The sequence below is a fragment of the Salicola sp. AFF1 genome, from assembly GCF_056783195.1.
Genome location: NZ_JBXAYL010000003.1, coordinates 145825 through 163278, shown reverse-complemented (window position 1 = coordinate 163278; position 17454 = coordinate 145825). Strand labels below are relative to the sequence as shown.

The 17454-nt window shown below is 62.8% G+C and carries 18 protein-coding genes; 10 read left to right on the top strand and 8 right to left on the bottom strand.

Features of this window, described 5'->3' with window-relative positions; translation table 11 throughout:
- Positions 1–3: 3 nt before the first annotated feature.
- A complete protein-coding gene (gene gloA, locus AC1RQI_RS03435; RefSeq protein ID WP_416632850.1) occupies positions 4–549 on the bottom strand; it encodes a lactoylglutathione lyase in 546 nt (181 codons plus the stop codon).
- 130 nt (positions 550–679) lie between these two features.
- Positions 680–1804, bottom strand: coding sequence for a porin (locus AC1RQI_RS03430; RefSeq protein ID WP_416632851.1), 1125 nt, complete (start codon positions 1802–1804; stop codon positions 680–682).
- A gap of 333 nt (positions 1805–2137) precedes the next feature.
- On the opposite strand from AC1RQI_RS03430, the gene AC1RQI_RS03425 reads away from it, so the two are divergent.
- On the top strand, positions 2138–2305 hold the full coding sequence (locus AC1RQI_RS03425) for a hypothetical protein (RefSeq protein ID WP_416632852.1): 168 nt from the start codon (positions 2138–2140) through the stop codon (positions 2303–2305).
- Between the two features lie 126 nt (positions 2306–2431).
- The gene (locus AC1RQI_RS03420; protein ID WP_481903656.1) at positions 2432–3787 is read left to right on the top strand and encodes an MATE family efflux transporter; all 1356 of its coding nucleotides are present in this window, start codon (positions 2432–2434) and stop codon (positions 3785–3787) included.
- On the opposite strand, the gene AC1RQI_RS03415 is transcribed toward AC1RQI_RS03420, so the two are convergent.
- A complete protein-coding gene (locus tag AC1RQI_RS03415) occupies positions 3741–4574 on the bottom strand; it encodes a uroporphyrinogen-III synthase (protein WP_416632854.1) in 834 nt (277 codons plus the stop codon). The genes AC1RQI_RS03420 and AC1RQI_RS03415 overlap by 47 nt on opposite strands.
- A gap of 2 nt (positions 4575–4576) precedes the next feature.
- Positions 4577–6034: an NAD-dependent succinate-semialdehyde dehydrogenase gene (locus AC1RQI_RS03410; RefSeq protein ID WP_481903655.1), complete on the bottom strand. Its 1458-nt coding sequence runs from the start codon at positions 6032–6034 to the stop codon at positions 4577–4579.
- A 215-nt stretch (positions 6035–6249) separates the two neighbouring features.
- Here AC1RQI_RS03410 and AC1RQI_RS03405 point away from each other — a divergent pair, with 215 nt between their 5' ends.
- Complete coding sequence (locus AC1RQI_RS03405; protein ID WP_416632856.1) at positions 6250–6666, top strand: universal stress protein; 417 nt, start codon at positions 6250–6252, stop codon at positions 6664–6666.
- A 53-nt stretch (positions 6667–6719) separates the two neighbouring features.
- Complete coding sequence (locus tag AC1RQI_RS03400; RefSeq protein WP_481903654.1) at positions 6720–8381, top strand: BCCT family transporter; 1662 nt, start codon at positions 6720–6722, stop codon at positions 8379–8381.
- Positions 8382–8439: 58 nt separating this feature from the next.
- On the opposite strand, the gene AC1RQI_RS03395 is transcribed toward AC1RQI_RS03400, so the two are convergent.
- The 3 genes from AC1RQI_RS03395 to AC1RQI_RS03385 all read right to left on the bottom strand — a co-directional run bounded on the left by AC1RQI_RS03395 (position 8440) and on the right by AC1RQI_RS03385 (position 11798).
- Positions 8440–9162, bottom strand: coding sequence for a 3'-5' exonuclease (locus AC1RQI_RS03395; protein WP_481903653.1), 723 nt, complete (start codon positions 9160–9162; stop codon positions 8440–8442).
- Positions 9163–9171: 9 nt separating this feature from the next.
- Positions 9172–11064 (bottom strand): DUF294 nucleotidyltransferase-like domain-containing protein, encoded by a 1893-nt coding sequence (locus AC1RQI_RS03390; protein ID WP_481903652.1) that lies wholly within the window; start codon positions 11062–11064, stop codon positions 9172–9174.
- Positions 11065–11138: 74 nt separating this feature from the next.
- Complete coding sequence (locus AC1RQI_RS03385) at positions 11139–11798, bottom strand: hypothetical protein (protein WP_481903651.1); 660 nt, start codon at positions 11796–11798, stop codon at positions 11139–11141.
- A 144-nt stretch (positions 11799–11942) separates the two neighbouring features.
- On the opposite strand from AC1RQI_RS03385, the gene AC1RQI_RS03380 reads away from it, so the two are divergent.
- The 5 genes from AC1RQI_RS03380 to AC1RQI_RS03360 all read left to right on the top strand — a co-directional run bounded on the left by AC1RQI_RS03380 (position 11943) and on the right by AC1RQI_RS03360 (position 14942).
- The gene (locus AC1RQI_RS03380) at positions 11943–12494 is read left to right on the top strand and encodes a hypothetical protein (protein WP_481903650.1); all 552 of its coding nucleotides are present in this window, start codon (positions 11943–11945) and stop codon (positions 12492–12494) included.
- Between the two features lie 133 nt (positions 12495–12627).
- Positions 12628–13371, top strand: a complete 744-nt coding sequence (locus tag AC1RQI_RS03375; protein WP_481903649.1) for a MotA/TolQ/ExbB proton channel family protein — start codon at positions 12628–12630, stop codon at positions 13369–13371.
- A complete protein-coding gene (locus AC1RQI_RS03370) occupies positions 13358–13762 on the top strand; it encodes an ExbD/TolR family protein (RefSeq protein ID WP_481903648.1) in 405 nt (134 codons plus the stop codon). Before AC1RQI_RS03375 ends, AC1RQI_RS03370 begins: the two co-directional genes overlap by 14 nt.
- Entirely contained in the window at positions 13759–14175 is a 417-nt protein-coding gene (locus AC1RQI_RS03365) for an ExbD/TolR family protein (RefSeq protein ID WP_481903647.1), read from the top strand. The genes AC1RQI_RS03370 and AC1RQI_RS03365 overlap by 4 nt, the downstream gene beginning before the upstream one ends.
- Entirely contained in the window at positions 14172–14942 is a 771-nt protein-coding gene (locus AC1RQI_RS03360) for an energy transducer TonB (protein ID WP_481903646.1), read from the top strand. The genes AC1RQI_RS03365 and AC1RQI_RS03360 overlap by 4 nt, the downstream gene beginning before the upstream one ends.
- A 30-nt stretch (positions 14943–14972) precedes the next feature.
- Here the strand turns inward: AC1RQI_RS03360 and AC1RQI_RS03355 are convergent, their stop codons facing one another.
- Positions 14973–15698 (bottom strand): SIR2 family NAD-dependent protein deacylase, encoded by a 726-nt coding sequence (locus tag AC1RQI_RS03355; RefSeq protein ID WP_481903645.1) that lies wholly within the window; start codon positions 15696–15698, stop codon positions 14973–14975.
- Positions 15699–15853: 155 nt separating this feature from the next.
- On the opposite strand from AC1RQI_RS03355, the gene AC1RQI_RS03350 reads away from it, so the two are divergent.
- The gene (locus AC1RQI_RS03350; RefSeq protein ID WP_481903644.1) at positions 15854–17440 is read left to right on the top strand and encodes a methyl-accepting chemotaxis protein; all 1587 of its coding nucleotides are present in this window, start codon (positions 15854–15856) and stop codon (positions 17438–17440) included.
- Positions 17441–17454: the final 14 nt, after the last annotated feature.

Genomic DNA, 17454 nt, shown 5'->3' with positions numbered 1-17454 from the left:
GGTTCAGGCGCGGCCCATCTTCGCCAGCGAATCCGGCTGGAAAAGCTCCACCCAGTAACCATCCGGGTCCTTCACGAAGGCAATGCCTTTCATGCTGCCGTCATTGGGCCGCTTCTGGAAGGCCACGCCCAGCTGCTCCATGCGCTCGCAGGCGCGGTCCACATCCGGTACCGAGACCCCAATGTGCCCATAGCCCTTGGGCTCGTCGTTCCCGTTGTGGAACTGCTTCTCCGGGTCGTTCTCATCTCCCCAGTTATGGGTGAGTTCCAGCAGCGCCTCGCGCCCGAAGTTATAGGTGGTGCGCTCGCTGGGATCGGAAGGCACTTCGGACTCCGCCCCCTCCGGAAGGTAGCCCAGAAAGTAAAGACTGAAGGCCATATCCTCGAAGTCCAGCCGGCGGATCAGGCGCATGCCCAGGGCCCGCGTATAGAAATCCAGGCTCTTTTCCGGGTCCTTGATGCGGACCATGGTGTGGTTGAGCCGATACTGCTGTGTCTCGGCATCCGGCTCGTGGCACAGCCCCGGGGCGTCGTCGAAATGCTGTGGCATGGTGCACTCCTGTTGGTGGGTTTACGCAGAAGATGGGTACGATTGACGAGGATTCCAAGCCCACCGGGACTGCAACCAAAAACGGCACCCGAAGGGTGCCGTTTCAGCGCACTGCATTCTGACCGGGTGATCAGAAGTTGTGCTGCATACCAATCAGCGCCACCGTAACGCTGGAATCACCCGCGTTATCGTACTGGATGTTTTCCAGCTCAAGGCGGACGTTGGTGCGGTCAGACAGCGCCTGCTTGATGTAGCCGTAGCTGTTCAGGTCAATGTCTGGTGCATTCGTGTCATCAGAGGCTTGAGAGAAGCCGAGATGACCGGTCAAGCCATTGCCAAAGTCCATCATGGACGCAACCGCGATGCTGTCGACCGTGTCGTCAGCGGCATTGTCCAGATCAACCGTGGTGTAGTTGACGTCCAGTTCCAGAGCATCCGTCACGCTCCAGCGCGCCCCCACATTCATCAGCGTCGGCTCCTGGTTCAGAGCAGCTGCCGACGTTCCTCCCGAATAGTTGATATTACTCCGGTAGGAATTGAACTCCGTAGCATAAACCGCGTTAACACTGAACTGTTTGGCCATGCTGTACTGGAATGCTGCCTGCAGGGAAGTGATGCCTTCCTCATTCTGAACAGTATTACCAGCGCCAGAAGTGGCGGTACCTTCACCCACACCAAGGGTCACCTGAGCGGCGAAGGGGTCGGAATGGCCCCAGGCGCTGCCATACTCATAACTGATCGCACTGTCCTGGCGGAACCCGTATTGCTGGGAGTTACTCAGGTAACTGGTAGTACGGTAATAGGTACCATAGCCGTGAACGTCCGTACGATGGGTGTTCCAGCCACCGAATTCATACAGTGCCTGCCACTGTGAACCGACCTTGATCTTACCCCAGTCACCGCCAAGCGCGGCCCAGCCAAGGCGGGTAAAGGTGTCATTGCTGCCGTCATTGAGCACGTCAATGCCAAGCTCAATGTTGTAGGAGGCTGTCAACCCACCAACATCCAGGTCTTCGTTGCCACGCACACCGAGCCGCGAGTGCAGGCCGTTTACCAGCGCGAAATCGCGTTCATCGCTGTTACCGCCCACTGACTTGGCACCCGGGAATATCTCGGCAGCAATGCCGTCACTGTTGGAAAACTGCTCGATACCAATGTCCACAATGCCGTAAACTTCCGGTTTTGCCATGGCTCCCATCGGTGCAGCCGCGAGACCGCCGCTAACCGCCAGGGCCAGAATTTTCTTCTTCATCATCAATATCCTCTACTGGTTTCTTGGTCAACTTCCCGGTTGCGTTTTTCTTGTCCGCCCCCGGATTTTGCCTGCTCCTGCACTCACTTGGGCGAGTATGCTTAGAGCGTATATCAGGATTCGCCGTTAAGCAAAATTAATTGGGCATTAAACCAGCATCCCGTTAGTACGTCGCTAGCTAGGTACGTCTCCGTATTTTCCAATACGAAACAAAACGCCATGATAGGGACGTCGTCGGGGACAGTCAGTTTGGCGCCCTTATCAGACAGCGTCATTCTGTCCCAGTCGAATGACACGCCAATGACCATCAACCGGAAACCAGACAGGAGGCGATTCATGCGCACCAGGTTGATTCCATCCGCCACTCGCCGCCGTGGTACTGCGCCGGTTGAAGCGTCCCGTCGGGCTGAGGTTAATCGCCCCAATAACGAGCACATGACGCTCGAAGCCCTGACTCGCCCCGCTCAAACGCGCAGCCTCAAGGCGGCCATCCGCCGCAAATGACGGCGTCAAGGCAACCGCAGGGAAGGCCCCGGAAAGGACCTTCCCTGATCCCTGTGTGAATACCCCGCCATCTCCGCTAGCATATTGCGTTCTTCCACAGCGCCCGTGTGAGGTATTGCCATACCCATGAACAATACATCCGTGGACAGCGCAGGTCCCGGCCGCGAACTGTTCCATCTCACCTGGCCCATGCTGTTCGGTGTGCTTGCGCTGATGAGCTACCAGCTGGTGGACAGCGCCTTCATCGGCCAGCTTGGCGTCAAACCATTGGCCACGCTCGGTTTCACCGTGCCACTGCAGATGTTCATCATTGGCGTCCAGGTGGGCATCGGCATCGCCACCACCGCCGTCATCTCCCGGGTGCTTGGCGCCCATGATCCAGTGCGTGCACGCCGCCTGGGCGGACTCGTGGTGCTCTCCGGCGCGCTGCTGATTGCCGTCCTGGCGGCGGCCATCTGGCTGAGCCGCCACCTGATCCTGGCCATGCTCGGCGGCAGTGCCGAGCTGCAACCCCTGATCAACGTCTACTGGGCACCCTGGCTGCTCGCCGCCTGGCTGGGCGCGGTGCTCTATTTCGGTTACAGCCTGTGCCGCTCCCACGGCGATACCAAGCTCCCCGGCGCCATGATGGTGGTTACCAGCCTGATCAACGTCGCCCTGGACCCACTGTTCATCTTTACCTTCAACTGGGGCATTGCGGGGGCGGCCTGGGCCACGGTCGCGGCCTTCGGGACAGGGATCCTGGTGGTCTATTCCCGGCTGTTCGCGCGCCAGTGGCTGACCTTCCTCCTGTCGGATCTGGCCATAAGGCCGGCACTGGCACAGCTTGGCGCCACCGCCGGCCCAGCCATGCTGAGCCAGTTGATGCCGCCCATTGCAGCGATGCTGGCGACCGGGTTCGTGGCCACCTTCGGGGAAGCCGCCGTAGGGGCCTGGGGGCTGGGGTCACGGCTTGAGTTCTTCTCGCTGGTGGCGGTGCTGGCGCTGACCATGGCCATGCCGCCCATGATCGGGCGTTACGTGGGCGCCGGGCGCCCTGACCGGGTCGCGCTGCTGGTGTGGCTGGCGGTGCGGTTCGTGATCCTGCTGCAGCTGGGCATCGCCGCAGCCTGGCTGTTGCTGTCCGGCAGGGTAGCCCCGCTGCTGGCCAGTGACCCGGCAGTGCAGGCCCATCTCTGGGACTTCCTGCTTCGACTGCCGGTGAGCTGGAGCGGACTGGGCGTCTGCATGCTGATGGTCTCGGCCTGCAATGCCATGGGGCTGCCCATGCGGGCACTGGTCATCTCGGTGCTGCGGCTGTTCGCCTGCTTCCTACCACTGCTGTGGCTCGGTGGCCAGATCGGGGGCCTGACCGGGCTATTCACCGGCGCCATGGCCGGCAACATCGCCGCCGGCCTGACCGCATGGCTGCTTTACCGGCGCGGGATTGCCCAGCTCAGGCAGCAAGCCGGTCAATCAGGGCGCGCACCATCGGCTTCATGAACCAGGACTCTTCCGGCATCACATCAGGCTCAAGGCCGTATTGGGCGAGCTGGTCGGTCACCACTGGCCCCACGGAGACCACCAATAGCCGCTTCAGGGCCTGCACCACTTCATCCTGTTGGGCCATGCCCTGGGCAACGCTCATCAGCCGCTTGACCTGGGCCTGGCTGGTGAAGGCGATGGCATCCAGGTTGCCTCCGGTAAGCCCTTCAACAAGGCGGGCGACCGCTTCCCGGTTGCTCTCATCGGCGTACACATAGGGGGCGACGGGGTCCACATGGGCGCCTGAAGCCCGCAGGAAGTCCTGGAGGCGGTGATTGGGCTCCTCGCCATAGAGCTGCACGCCCACGCTCCGCCCGCCCAGATCCTGCTCCTGAAGAACCGCAATAACCCCTTCCGTGGTGGCCTCAGAGGCCGTCAGGTCGTTTTTCAGGCCCAGCTCCCGCAGGGCGTTCACCGGTTTGGGCCCACGGGTGACCTTCCGGACATTCTCCAGCGCCGCCACAAACGCCGCATGGCAGCCCTCGCGCTCGGCCGCGGCGGCCAGGCGACGCAGACCCTCGCCCGTGAGGAGGATCAGGTCATCCATGCCGCCCGTATTGAAGCGTTCCAGCCAGGCGCGCACGGCCTGTTGATCCGGCGTATCCAGGATCGAGACCAGCGGGCAGCGCCAGGTTTCGGCGCCCCGGCGCTCCACCATCTGGGCCAGTACATCCAGCTGGCGGGTCTCCGGAATCGCAATACTGAGCCCCGCCAGCGGTTCACCCTCAAGCACGTCATCCGTCATGCTCACTCACTCCTGGGGACGGTCTGTGGCTCAACAAACTCGAACAGCCCTTCCAGGCCCCCCTCGCGACCAATTCCGGATTGCTTCATGCCGCCGAAGGGGGCTTCCGGTGTGGGGCCGGTGCCGGTGTTCCACCCCACATGACCGAACCGCATGGCCGGAATCACCCGCTGCGCCCGGGCTGGATCCTGGGTGAACAGGTAGGACGCGAGACCATAGTCCGTATCATTGGCCGCAGCCAGCACTTCCTCTTCGGTGTCAAAGGTGACCATGGGCACAAAGGGCCCGAAGGTTTCCTCATCACAGCACTGCATCGCCGAGGTCACGTCCGTCACCAGGGTGGGGGGATAGAACAGACTGCCGGATTCGGGGAGCGTGTCCGGGTGCGGGCCGGCCTTGAGCTGGCCGCCCTTGTCCAGCGCATCCTTCACGTGGCGGCGCACCTTGTCGAAGCCGGCCTGGTTGATGAGCGGCCCGATGTCGGTGCCTTCCTGCATGCCATCGCCGACCGTCAGGGCTTCCACCTTCTCAGCCAGACGATCCGCAAAGGTGTCCGCAATACCGGACTGCACAAAGACGCGGTTGGCGCACACGCAGGTCTGGCCGCCGCCCCGGAACTTGTTGCCGATGAGCTGGGTGATGGCACTCTCAATATCCGCATCATCAAACACAATAAAAGGCGCGTTGCCGCCCAGCTCCAGCGCCAGTTTCTTAACCCTGCCGGCAGACTCGCGCATCAGGTGCTGGCCAACACCGGTGGAGCCGGTAAAGCTGATCATGGTCACCTCCGGATGTTGGCACAACGCATCACCAATGGGTTTCGGCGGCCCCATCACCAGGTTGATCATGCCTTTGGGAAGCACATTGCGATCATGGATCGCCCGGAAAGCGGCGATCATGGTCAGCGGCGTGTCCTCGGCCGGCTTGATCACGCTCGGGCAGCCACCGGCCAGTGCCGCGGAGAGCTTTTTGGCGATCATGCCAATCGGGAAGTTCCAGGGCGTGATCAGTCCCGCCACCCCGATGGGGCGATAATGAACGGTCCAGGTGCAGTCCTTGGGGGTTTCCGGGATGGTATGGGGCGCAAGGTGCTCAATATAGCGGGCGCAATGGTTGAAGAAACCCGCCGCATAGTCCACCTCCCCAACGGCTTCCTTCAGCGGCTTGCCATGCTCCAGACAGAGAATGCGACCGATTTCCTCGCGCTCCGCCTTGAGGGCATCCCGCACGCCCTCAAGCCAGCCCCGGCGCTGTTGCAGGGAGGCCGGCTCCTGAAGGTTCAGGGCGCGGGAGGCAGCAGTGACAGCTTCCTCGGTCTCTGCCGCCCCCAGGGCCGGAACCTGGGCCAGGGTCTCGCCAGTGGCCGGGTTGGTGACCTCCAGCGTGCCGCCGCTGCCCTTTCCAACCCACTGGCCTCCAATGTAGCCTTCCGCGCGCTCGAGCAGTGGTGATTCAATCATGCCGTATCCCCTGTTGTGCCGGTTGCCATGGTATGTCTTGACTATAACAGGGGTTCCGGAGAGGGGCATCCGTCGTTGCCGCAGTGACCCAGCACGCACTGCCACAACGCTGATGGGCCAGAGACCAGCCCCGGGTAGCATTAAAGGGCGCAACCTAGTAGCCTCACTTGCGCAGCATTAAATCTCTTTCACGAGCTAAGGAAGGAGCAAGACCGATGTATCGGAAAATCATGGTTCCCGTGGACTTGGCCCACGTGGAGGCGCTCAAGGGAGCGCTGACCGTGGCCGGCGATCTCGGGCAACACTACGAGACGGAAATCTGTTATGTCAGCGTCACTCATTCCTCCCCGGGCACGGTAGCCCACAGTCCGGAGGAATATGAAGAGAAGCTGGAAAGCTTTGCGCAACAGCAGGCCCAGCAGCACGGCAGGCCCGTGTCGACGGAGGTCATTGTCTCCGCCGATCCCGCAGTGGAGCTGGATGACCGACTGTTGCAGGCAGTGAAGGACGTGGGGGCCGATCTCATCGTGATGGCGACTCACCTGCCGCGCAAGCTCGACGCGATCATGCCCGCGAATGGGGGCAAGGTGGCCAAGGAGACGGACGCGTCCATCTTCCTGGTGCGCCCCTGAAAACCTGATCCCGGGATCTCCAAAACGTCAATTCATAAACGGAGTGTTTTCTAATGACGCAGGATCCGAAGCAATCCAGCGACAGCAGCGAGGGCGTCGACGGCGTACCCGCGCCGGAGGGAGCGGCGAACCTGATCGATACGGATTACCAGATCGGTCAGGATAACTTCTCCGGCAAGGTGACGCTCGACCTTGACCTTCACGGCAAGGTGTTCGGCATCTCGGCTGCCGTCATCCTGTTCTTCGTATTCATTACCCTGGCATTGCAGAGCCAGGTTGAGCCGGTCTACAACGCCGTCTTTGACTACCTGACAAAGAACCTCAGCTGGGTGTTTCTTTTGTCCGGCAACGTCTTCCTGGTTCTCACGATCGTCCTGATTTTCACGCCCCTGGCCAAAGTCAGGCTGGGCGGAGCCAAGGCCAGGCCGGACTTCTCCTACATGGGGTGGTTCTCCATGCTCTTCGCAGCCGGCATGGGCATCGGCCTGATGTTCTACGGCGTGTCCGAGCCGGTCACCCACTATGGCACTGCCATGGGCGGCACAACGGTAGAGGACGGCGCAAGAACCGACTGGGCCCCGTTGGGTGCAGCGGAAGGTGATCAGCAGGCAGCCCAGCGCCTGAGCATGTCGGCCACGATCTTCCACTGGGGTCTGCACCCCTGGGCGATCTATTCGGTGGTCGCGCTCGCACTGGCGCTGTTCTCGTTCAACAAGGGGCTGCCACTGACCATCCGCTCCATCTTCTACCCACTTCTGGGTGAGCGGGTCTGGGGTTGGCCGGGTCATATCATCGATATCCTGGCGGTTTTTGCGACCCTTTTCGGCCTTGCGACGTCTCTGGGCCTCGGCGCCACACAGGCCACAGCCGGGTTGGAGCATCTGTTCGGTATCCCGAACGTGGATGCCACCCGTATTGTGCTGATCATGTGCATCACGGCCGTGGCCCTGGCCTCCATACTGCTGGGTGTGGATAAGGGCGTACGGCGCCTGTCGGAGATCAACCTGGTTCTCGCCGCTATTCTGCTGCTCTTCGTGATCCTGGTGGGCCCCACCATCGCGATTGCCGTTGGCTTTTTCGAGAACCTGGGCGCCTACCTGGTGAACCTGCCGGCCCTGTCCAATCCCTTCGCCCGTGAAGACGCGAACTTCAGCCAGGGCTGGACCGCCTTTTACTGGAGCTGGTGGATTGCCTGGTCGCCCTTTGTGGGGATGTTCATCGCCCGGGTCAGCCGCGGCCGGACCGTGCGGGAATTCCTGATCGCCGTGCTGCTGATTCCCTCCACGGTCTCCGTCCTCTGGATGACCGCTCTGGGCGGCACCGCGCTGGATCAGTACCTGAACCACGGTGTGGAGGCGATTGCGGACGCCGATCTGGACCTGCAGATGTTTGTCATGCTGGAACAGCTGCCGCTGGCGGCGATCACCTCCTTCGTCGCGATCACGCTGGTGATTGTGTTCTTCGTGACCTCGTCGGACTCCGGTTCGCTGGTCCTGGACACCATCACCGCAGGCGGCAAGGTGGACGCGCCCAAGCCCCAGCGGATCTTCTGGGCCGTTACCGAGGGGGCCATCGCCATCGCGCTGCTGCTTGGCGGCGGTCTGCAGGCGCTGCAGACCATGGCGGTCTCCATGGGCCTGCCGTTCGCGGTGGTCCTGCTGGTTGGGTGCTTCGCCATCGTGAAGGGCCTTATGAGCGAACCCCGCGCCCAGTAACAGGTGGTTCGGGATTCGTTTTACAGAGAGCGGCCTGCGGGCCGCTCTTTTTTTGTACTCACACCCAGAGGTTTCTAACGGGGGTATCCGGCGAGAACCGGTGGGCTATCTGAGCCTGCAGCAGCTCGGCTGTCGCCAGGGCATCCGTAAGCGCATGATGCCCCCGATAGAAGGGCAGATTGTAGCGGGCCCGGCTCTCGTGAAGCCGTATTGAAAGCGGCTGCCCTCCCACCCATCGGCGCATGCGCGCCCGCAGCGACTGCCGGCACCAGCGGGACTCCAGCACCATGGTGTCGATCATGGGACACATCAGACCCTCGCCAAGGCGTACCCGCACGGACTCGTCCAGAAACCGCCGTTCGATCGGATGGTAGTGCACCACCGGCAGATACCCCGCCATCCGGTTAAGCAGTTCCGGCAGTACGTCAGCAAGGTCAGGCGCATTGGCCACCTCGGAGTGGGTGATGTGGTGCACCACCACCGATTCCTCCCGCAGCATCCGCCGCGGCCTGACAATGCGGTACCAGCGTTGCCCAGTGTGGATCCGGTCCAGCGTGAAGGGCAGCATACCGATGCTGACGATGCCATGACGGGTCACATCCATCCCCGTGGTTTCCAGGTCCAGCCCCATCATGGGGACCTGGCTGATGGGGGTGTCCGGATCCAGCTGGCTGTGTTCAAAAAAGTGCGCCAACTCCGGAGATCGAGCCCTGCGGGCCCGGTCCGCCATGTACTCGCACCACCCCGGTTGGGTCGCCGTGAGGTTGCGGAATGACAGCATCTTATGGCCTCAGGGCTTGGGGTAGCGGAACTGGAGGAAGCTCTGGGCGTTGCTCAGCACCTGGAAGGCATCCTTGAGATTATGGCGCTCACTATTGGAAACGTTCTCCGGCTCGATATTGTTGTCCGGCTCACTGCCCGCCTCCACATCGTAGAGGTGGTGCCAGATGCGGGCCATATACATGAACTCCAGCGCGTAACGGATCTTTTCCACCGCTTTCGGGGTGAGCAGCTGGGTTTTGGCGATGTCGTCGAGGCGGTCGAAGGAATTCTGGGCGCGCGAGCCGCAGGCCAGGGCATGGATCCGGATCAGGTCCACCATGGGCGCGGTACCACGGCGCTTGATGTTGATTGAGCGGTTCTCGTGCCCGTTCTTCTCCATCACAAAGGTCCGGAAGAACCCCAGCGGCGGCGTCCTGTTGAGCGCATTGCGGGCCATGGCGGCCAGGAATCGGTCCGCCAGCGGCGCCTTGTTGGCGATCAATCCCTGTAACTCCTCAACAAAGCGTTCTTCGCCGTGCACACAGTCCAGGTCGAAGAAGATGTTGCAATGCAGCAATGCTTCCGGGGTGGGGTTATCAATCCACTCGGTGAAGGTGCGCCGCCAGGTCCCCAGCGGCTTCCGCCACTCCGGGTTGGTCGCCATGATATCGCCCTTGCAGTAGGCGTAACCGCAGGCGGCCAGCCCGTCCGATGCCCGCTTGGCGAGGGTTTCGAAGTACTCGCCGTGCTGCTCCGGGTCATAGTCGTCGCTGAGGATCATGGCGTTGTCCTGGTCCGTAACCACCGTCTGTTCATCACGGGCCATGGAGCCCAGAACCATGAAGGCGTAGGGCACCGGGGGCGGACCCAGCTCCGCCTCAGCCAGTTCCAGAATGCGCCGGGCGAAACTGCGGCCAATGGCGGCCAGCGCCGTACCGATCACCTTGGAATCCGAGCCATCCCGCACCATGCGTGTGAAGGCAATGGACACCTCATGCCGAAGCCCGGCCAGACCGCGCAGGGTGGTCTGGTTGAGGATGCTGCCGACCAGGTAAAGGCTGCTCTGGGTCTCATAGCGGATGATATCGGACAGGTGCAGCAACCCGATGGGGCGGCGCCGGTGCAGAACGGGCAGGTGCTGGACATTGTTGCGCAGGATGCTGAGCATGGCCTCCTGCACGGTTTCATCCGACTGGATCGAGATCAGGGCGCCGCTGTGCAGCCGGGCCACGGGTGTGGTGGTGGCCAGGCCCTCGGCAATCAGCCGCACCCTCAGGTCCGCATCCGTGAGGATCCCCCGCAGTGCCCATTGGCGCCCATCCGCCCCGGTGTAGATGACGGCATCCGCGTCGACAGCGGGTTCCACCACCAACGCTGCCGAGACGTTCTCCTCCGTCATCCGGGCGGCCGCGCCCTGGGCCGTGGCATCCGCCTCAATCAACAGCGGCAGGCGGTTCACCAGCTTGCGCACCCGGGTGCTCATCAGGTCGTTGCTCTTGTGCTGAGCCTCAACAGTGGCCTGAAGACGCGGCTTTTCCACTTCCACGAACTCGGCAAAGGCATCGTCGGCCTCACACAGCTGGTAGAACACCGAATCCGGGATAAAGTAGATCAGGGTGTCTTCCATGGCGCGCGCGGGGAAACGCACGCGATTGTTCCGGAGAAGATTGAAATGCCCGAAGATATCGCCCTCGCCCAGGCGATTGTAGAGATCGTTGTTACGGCGATAGATTTCCACCGCACCACTGCGGATGTAGCACAGGTCGTGGATCTCCCGGTCGGCCTCAAGGATCATGCTGCCAGCCTTGAAATAGGCCACCTCAATGGCACTGGCCACCTCATCGATCAGCGCGTCATCCAGGCCGTCAAACGGCGGAAAGCGGGCCATATGATCCCGGATCTCGAGCAGCTCGGTGTTCATGGGGGCCTCGTCGGAAGGAGAACACCCTCAGCATGGTGCAGCCCCGGGCTGGGCGCAATCCGCGTCGGCCGCAATCAGGCCTCCAGGGTAGCGTCTGTGGGAACCTGTTCATCCTGAGCGATGGGCTGATTCACAGCCTCCGCCTCTGCTGCCAGCGGCCGCTCCATACGGGCGTTCCCAGGCGCCACTTTGAGTCGCAATCGCTGCTCCCGGGGGGCACCGTCGACAGTGGCGCGGATCACCAGCGTCCAGTAGTGATGGCAGCACCACTGATCTTCGCTCAATGCCGGGCGTGTCTCAGTACCCGGCAGTGACGCCGGTGGCTCGAATCGAAACGCCACCCCTTGCGCTTGCGCGAACGCCCGGCGGGTCTCCCACCAGACCCATTCCCGCCGATGGGCAACGCTCTGGTGGTCGGCTTTTTCGCACAGGCGGGCACAAACCAGCGTCACCTCGATATCATCCGGTATCACGGTGGCCTCCCGCGGATGCAGGCGCCCGCCCACATCCCCTCCCAGTGCGCCCGGCAGCGGATCCGGTTCAAGCCGGAAAGAAAACGGCGCGGGCGCGCCAGGGCGGGCCAGCCAGGCGCGCCACCAGCAGAATCCGCCCAGCGCCAGAGTCGCAATTGCAGGGAATGGGTTGTATGCCAGTGCCACAACCCCCATAACAGTAACCAGCAGGGCCATCACCAGCCAGGTGTGGTAAAGACGCTGCTCGGGGGTGTGCGACAAGGCTTGATCTCCTGGGCCAGATAACACAGCGTCACTATGCCATACCCGCCGATAGCACCGAACGGGTCGAGATTCCCGTCCAAAGCGTCTATTCTGGGGGAAAGGCCCCGCCCAACAACCTGACCCATTAAGAGGGAGGTGCCCGTGACCGATCTCATGCACGACGCCATCACCATCGCCCATGCCGGCATACTGGGGGAATACGATGTTCCACCGACAGCCGTGGTGCTGGGCGATGGCAACAATGTACAGCTCGTGCTCGGCGGCCTGCCGGAAGAGGCAGAAAGCGAAGAATGGCAGAACGCCCTGCGCACCGTGCGCGAAGAAATGGACGCACCAGCCGTTATGCTGTATTTCTCCGCCTGGACCACCATCCAGCGCAATGGCGAGGAAGAGTCCATGGATACCCTGATTGTCCAGGTGGGAACACCTGGTTGTCTGTACTTCCGGGCCTACGAACAGATCCGGGAGCCACGGCTGGGCGTGGTAACCGGGCTGCAGGAACTGCCCCACCTGCGCGACGAGGCGGATCCCGGCAAGGACACGCCCATGCAGCCGAGCCTGGGCGACGTTTTCGCACCGGCGACGGATTCGTTCCGTGAATCCAGCACCTACCTCGATATCATCGACACGGTGACGGAAAAGCGCGACGAACAGGCGCCGCTGGGGGGCGATAACCGCTCTCACCTCCACTAACCACAGCGCTGTCTGCATCTGGCGTCTGACCGCGGGTGCAGACTTTCGACCCCATGGCCCTTCACTTTTCGAATGATAATCTTTATCATCCGGGGTTGATTAGCGGATTTCCCCAGAGAGCTGTACAACGCTTATGAGTCTTTCCACACCCGCTTCCGAGAACCTGTTTGCACCGGTGGCCGAGCTCCTGGCCATGGGTGGCCCGGTGATGGGCGTATTGCTGACCATCTCGGTGCTCGGCTTGGGTACTGTTTTGTATACGCTGGTTATCAGTCTTTTTCAGGCCCCCCGGCTCAACCGCGCCATCCGGGCGGGCGTGGACCAGTGGTGTGACGGTGATGACGAAGCCGCACGGCGCAGCCTCGGCGGTCAACGCAACCCACTGGCGGAGCTTCTGGCGTTCATCATGCACCGGCGCAGCCAGGGCGAAACCGAAGATAGCCTGCGCGATGAAGTGGGTCGGCGGGCCCAGCGGCTGCTGCAGCCCTTTGAATCCCCGCTTAAGATTCTGGAAGTGATTGCCGCGCTGGCACCGCTGATTGGCCTGCTCGGTACCGTGATGGGCATGATGAGTGCCTTTGACGCCATGGCGAACGCCCAGGGACAGGCGGACCCCGCCGAACTCAGTGGCGGCATCTATGAGGCCCTTTCAACGACCGCCACCGGGCTGGCCATTGCCATTCCCTTTGCCGCCATCGCTGCCTGGATGGAATTCCGCATGCGCCGCATGCAGCAGCAGATCAATGACCTGCTCGTCCGGATCTTCCGGCGCGAGGTTCCGGGGGACCGGCCCCGCGAAGCAGCCGCCACCTCCGAAACCCAGCAGCGCAGCGACGACCACGAGCCCGAACCCGCCCAGCGCCATGCAATGGCTTGAGCCGCGGCCCAGCCGGCGGGTGCCCATCCGGCTCACGCCGCTGATCGATGTGGTCTTCATCCTGTTGCTGTTCTTCATGCTGACCTCCCGCATGGAGCCCATAGGCCTGTTGCAGCTGGACACGCCCTCACCGGAGGCCGGCGGCCAGGCCTCGGACGATCCTCCCGCCAGACTGCACCTGACGGCAGAGGCGCTGCAGTGGAACGGCGAGGCGCTGGAAAAACCGCAACTGCGGGACAGAATCCGCGGCTACAACGGCAAACGCATCGAGATCAGTACTGAGGAGGGCGTCGCCCTGGGGCGCTTCACCCACTGGCTCGGGGTCGTGGATGAGGCCGGCGTCAGCGTCAGCTGGGAGCGCGACGGTCCGAAGGGGGCGGACACACCATGACACAGCACCAGCCCTTTTTCCCCGAGTCCGGCAATGACCCATCGCTGACCGAAAAACTGGAGGAAGGCCTGCTGCCACTGATCAATGTGGTCTTCCTGTTGCTGATGTTCTTCCTGATTGCCGGCATCGTGATGCGTGACCAGATGCCGAATCTGCCGGATGCCGCCAGCAGTCAGGACGAGCGCCGCCCCAGGGTGGATCTGGTGGTGGAAGCAGACGGCAGCCTCCGCTACAACGGTAACCCCATCAAACGCGGCGCGCTCTCCGAGCGCCTGCCGGAATACGACGAATCCGACCGGCTTCGGCTGGGGGCGGACAAAGAGCTCTCGATGGCAAAGCTGGAACGCCTCTTCAAGACCCTGGACGAAGCCGGTCATCCCCAGGTCATCCTGCTAACGGACCCCGGCGAATGACACCGGATCGCATACGCTCCCTCGCTGCCATCATCTCTATCGGCCTCGCCGTGATCCTGCACCTGGCGGTGCTGTTCCGTTGGCCGGTGGACAGGCCTGAAATGCCCGGCCCGGAGACCGGCAAACGGGGCATTGTCGTCAACACCCAGGCGCCTCCAGCCCAACAGAAAACCGAAGCGCCGGCCTCCAAGCCGCAACCGCGACCGGAGCCCAAACCAGAGCCCAAACCAGAGCTCAAACCAGAGCCCAAACCAGAGCCCAAACCAAAGCCAGAGCCTGAGCCTGAGCCTGAGCCTGAGCCTGAGCCTGAGCCTGAGCCTGAGCCTGAGCCTGAGCCTGAGCCTGAGCCTGAGAAGACGGTTGAGCCTGTTGAGCCGCCGGACAACCCTGCGCCGCAGGAACAGAGCTCAAAGAATGGGCGCACCAAGGATGCCCGCCAGGAAACCCAGAACGTCACCATCGGCGGTGGCGATAAGGCAGAGGAGGATGCCTATCTGGCCAAGCTCCAGCGCCACCTGGCCAAGCACTATGAATACCCCAGGCGCGCCCAGCGCCTGGGCCAGGAAGGCACGGTCAGCCTGACCATCAACTTCGCCCGTGACGGCTCGCTCAACCGCACCAAGCTGGCGGATAAGAGCGGTTACGGCATCCTGGACGACGCCGCCGTGGAAATGCTGGAACGGGCGGAGCCCTTGCCCAGGGTTCCGGACGCCATCAAGGGCGACACCTTCCGGCTGCAGCTTCCCATCCGCTTCCAGATGCGCTGACGCAGAGCCGTAACACCACCGCGGGGTCCGTCAGATGCTGAAAGCGGCCCGGAAGCTGCTGACCCACTCGGGCACCCCTTCGCTTGCCGGCTTCTGGATGACCCTGGCGCCGGGCAGGTGCAGTCGCGCGTCCGGGTCCACAACACTCACTGGCACGCCTGGCGCAACGAACTCAACCAGCGAAGCGGCGGGATAGACATTCAGCGACGAGCCCACCACCAGCAGGTGATCCGCCCGGCTGACCAGGGCCGCAGCCTCCTCCATAGCCGGCACGGCCTCCCCGAACCAGACCACGTTCGGGCGCATGGGATGCCCCCGGCTGCAGGTCAGATCCGGCGTTAGATCCCGTTCGCCCAGGGTGATTACGTCATCGGCATTCACCGGACTGCGAGCCTCCATGATGCTGCCGTGGAGGTGCAGGACATGCGAGGAACCGGCACGCTCATGGAGGTCGTCCACGTTCTGGGTCACCACACTCACCCGGCAACGGTTTTCGAGATTCACCAGCGCCTCATGCCCGGCGTTCGGGCTGGCCGCCAGCACCTGGTGGCGCCTGCGGTTGTAGAAATCGCGCACCAGCTCCGGATTGCGCTGCCAGGCCTCAGGCGTGGCCACATCCTCAAGATCAACCTGTTCCCAGAGCCCGCCCGCGTCCCGGAAAGTGGACAGCCCACTCTCCGCGCTGATGCCAGCCCCCGTGAGCACGACCACATGCTCGTTCAGCTGGAAGGATGAGTCAGAGCGTCTGCGCCACATTCAGGCCTCCTGATGGTATTGAATGCCGTTGCTACTGTGCCCAATGATGCCTGAGCCGGCACGCCGGTAAAGCCCTGTCACGGCCAACTCGAATGGGGAAACAACGGATTTCATGCTATTTTGATGTGTATCAAGTCTCAGCATAGGTGTTCCGGATGCGGCGCAACCTCCCAGTTACCGATAAAGAAGTTCCGGTAAGGGACGATCAGCCCCTGATCTCGGCCACGAACGAACGCGGCGTGATCGAATACGTCAATAAGGCGTTTATTGACGTCAGCGGATTCGCGGAAAGCGAACTGATCGGCCAACCGCATAACCTCATCCGGCACCCGGACATGCCACCAATGGTGTTCGAGCACATGTGGGGCCACCTCAAGGCGGGCAAGCCCTGGATGGGCATGGTCAAGAACCGTTGCAAGAACGGCGATTTCTACTGGGTCAGCGCCTACGTAACACCCATCCGGCGCGACGGCCGCATCGTTGGCTACGAATCGGTGCGCGCCAAGCCGAAACGGGAATGGGTCCAACAGGCCAGCAAGGTCTACGCCCGGCTCAATGCGGGCAAACGCGCCGCCCCCCTCAGCCTTGAGATCAAGGCGCTGGCCATGCAGAACCTGCCGCTGGCGTTGGTGGCCGGCGCGGCACTGGTCCCACTGGCCCTGGGCCTGAGCCCGGCAGTGGTGGCCGGCACCACCCTGGTGGGACTGGCCGGTGGTGGCGTCTGGAACCGCCAGCGGCTGCAGCAGCGGCTGCAGCAAACCCTGGCCCTGCGGCCGGACGCCTTTACCGACTCCCTTGTGGCCACCACCTATTCGCCACGGGGCAGTGGCCTGCGTGAGCTGGACATGCTGATGATCAGTGAAAAGGCACGCCTGGTGACGGTGCTTGAGCGCATGGAAAACCTGGCCAGCCAACTCTCCGCCAAGGCTGCCGAAGGTCACCAGCTGATGCAGACCAGCCGCGACCAGATCCGCAACCAGCGCAGCGAGACCGACCAGACCGCTTCCGCCATCAACGAGATGACCGCCTCGATCAGCGAGGTCTCCCAGAGCGTGGGCCAGGCGGCCCAACAAGCGGATGAAGCCAATACAGCAACCGGGGAGATCACGCGCATTGCAGGCGAGAACTCCCGCGTTATCGAAGAACTCACCGGCAGCGTCGACAACGTAGCCCAGACGGTGAACCAGCTGGGTGAGGCCACCGATGAAATCGGATCGGCCGCCCAGCTGATCACCGACATCGCGGACCAGACCAACCTGCTGGCGCTGAACGCCGCCATCGAAGCCGCACGCGCGGGTGAAGCTGGCCGGGGGTTCGCCGTCGTTGCCGATGAAGTGCGCAACCTGGCCAGCCGAACCCGCGAATCCACGGACCGCATCCACCAGATCATCGAGAACTTCAAGCAGCAGGTCCAGGCCTCGCTGGAGGCCACGCAGAACAGCCGCTCCCAGGCCCAGCAGGGGCTGAACGCGGTCCAGGAAACCGAGACCAAGGTCCAGGAGGTGGCGGGCTACATCGACACCATTGCCTCCCAGACCATGCAGATGGCCTCCGCCGTGGAACAGCAGAGCCAGGTGGCGGACCAGATCAACCAGCAGATTACCCGTATCGCGGAGCTGGCGGACCAGACCACCGGCCAGGCCGACCAGACAGCCGAGGTCAGCTCTGGCGTCGAGTCACTTGCTGAAGACCTGTACGTGCTGGTGGACCGGTTCCGGTCCGGGCAGGACTCAGGGCGCTAGCCCCCGCCGGAACC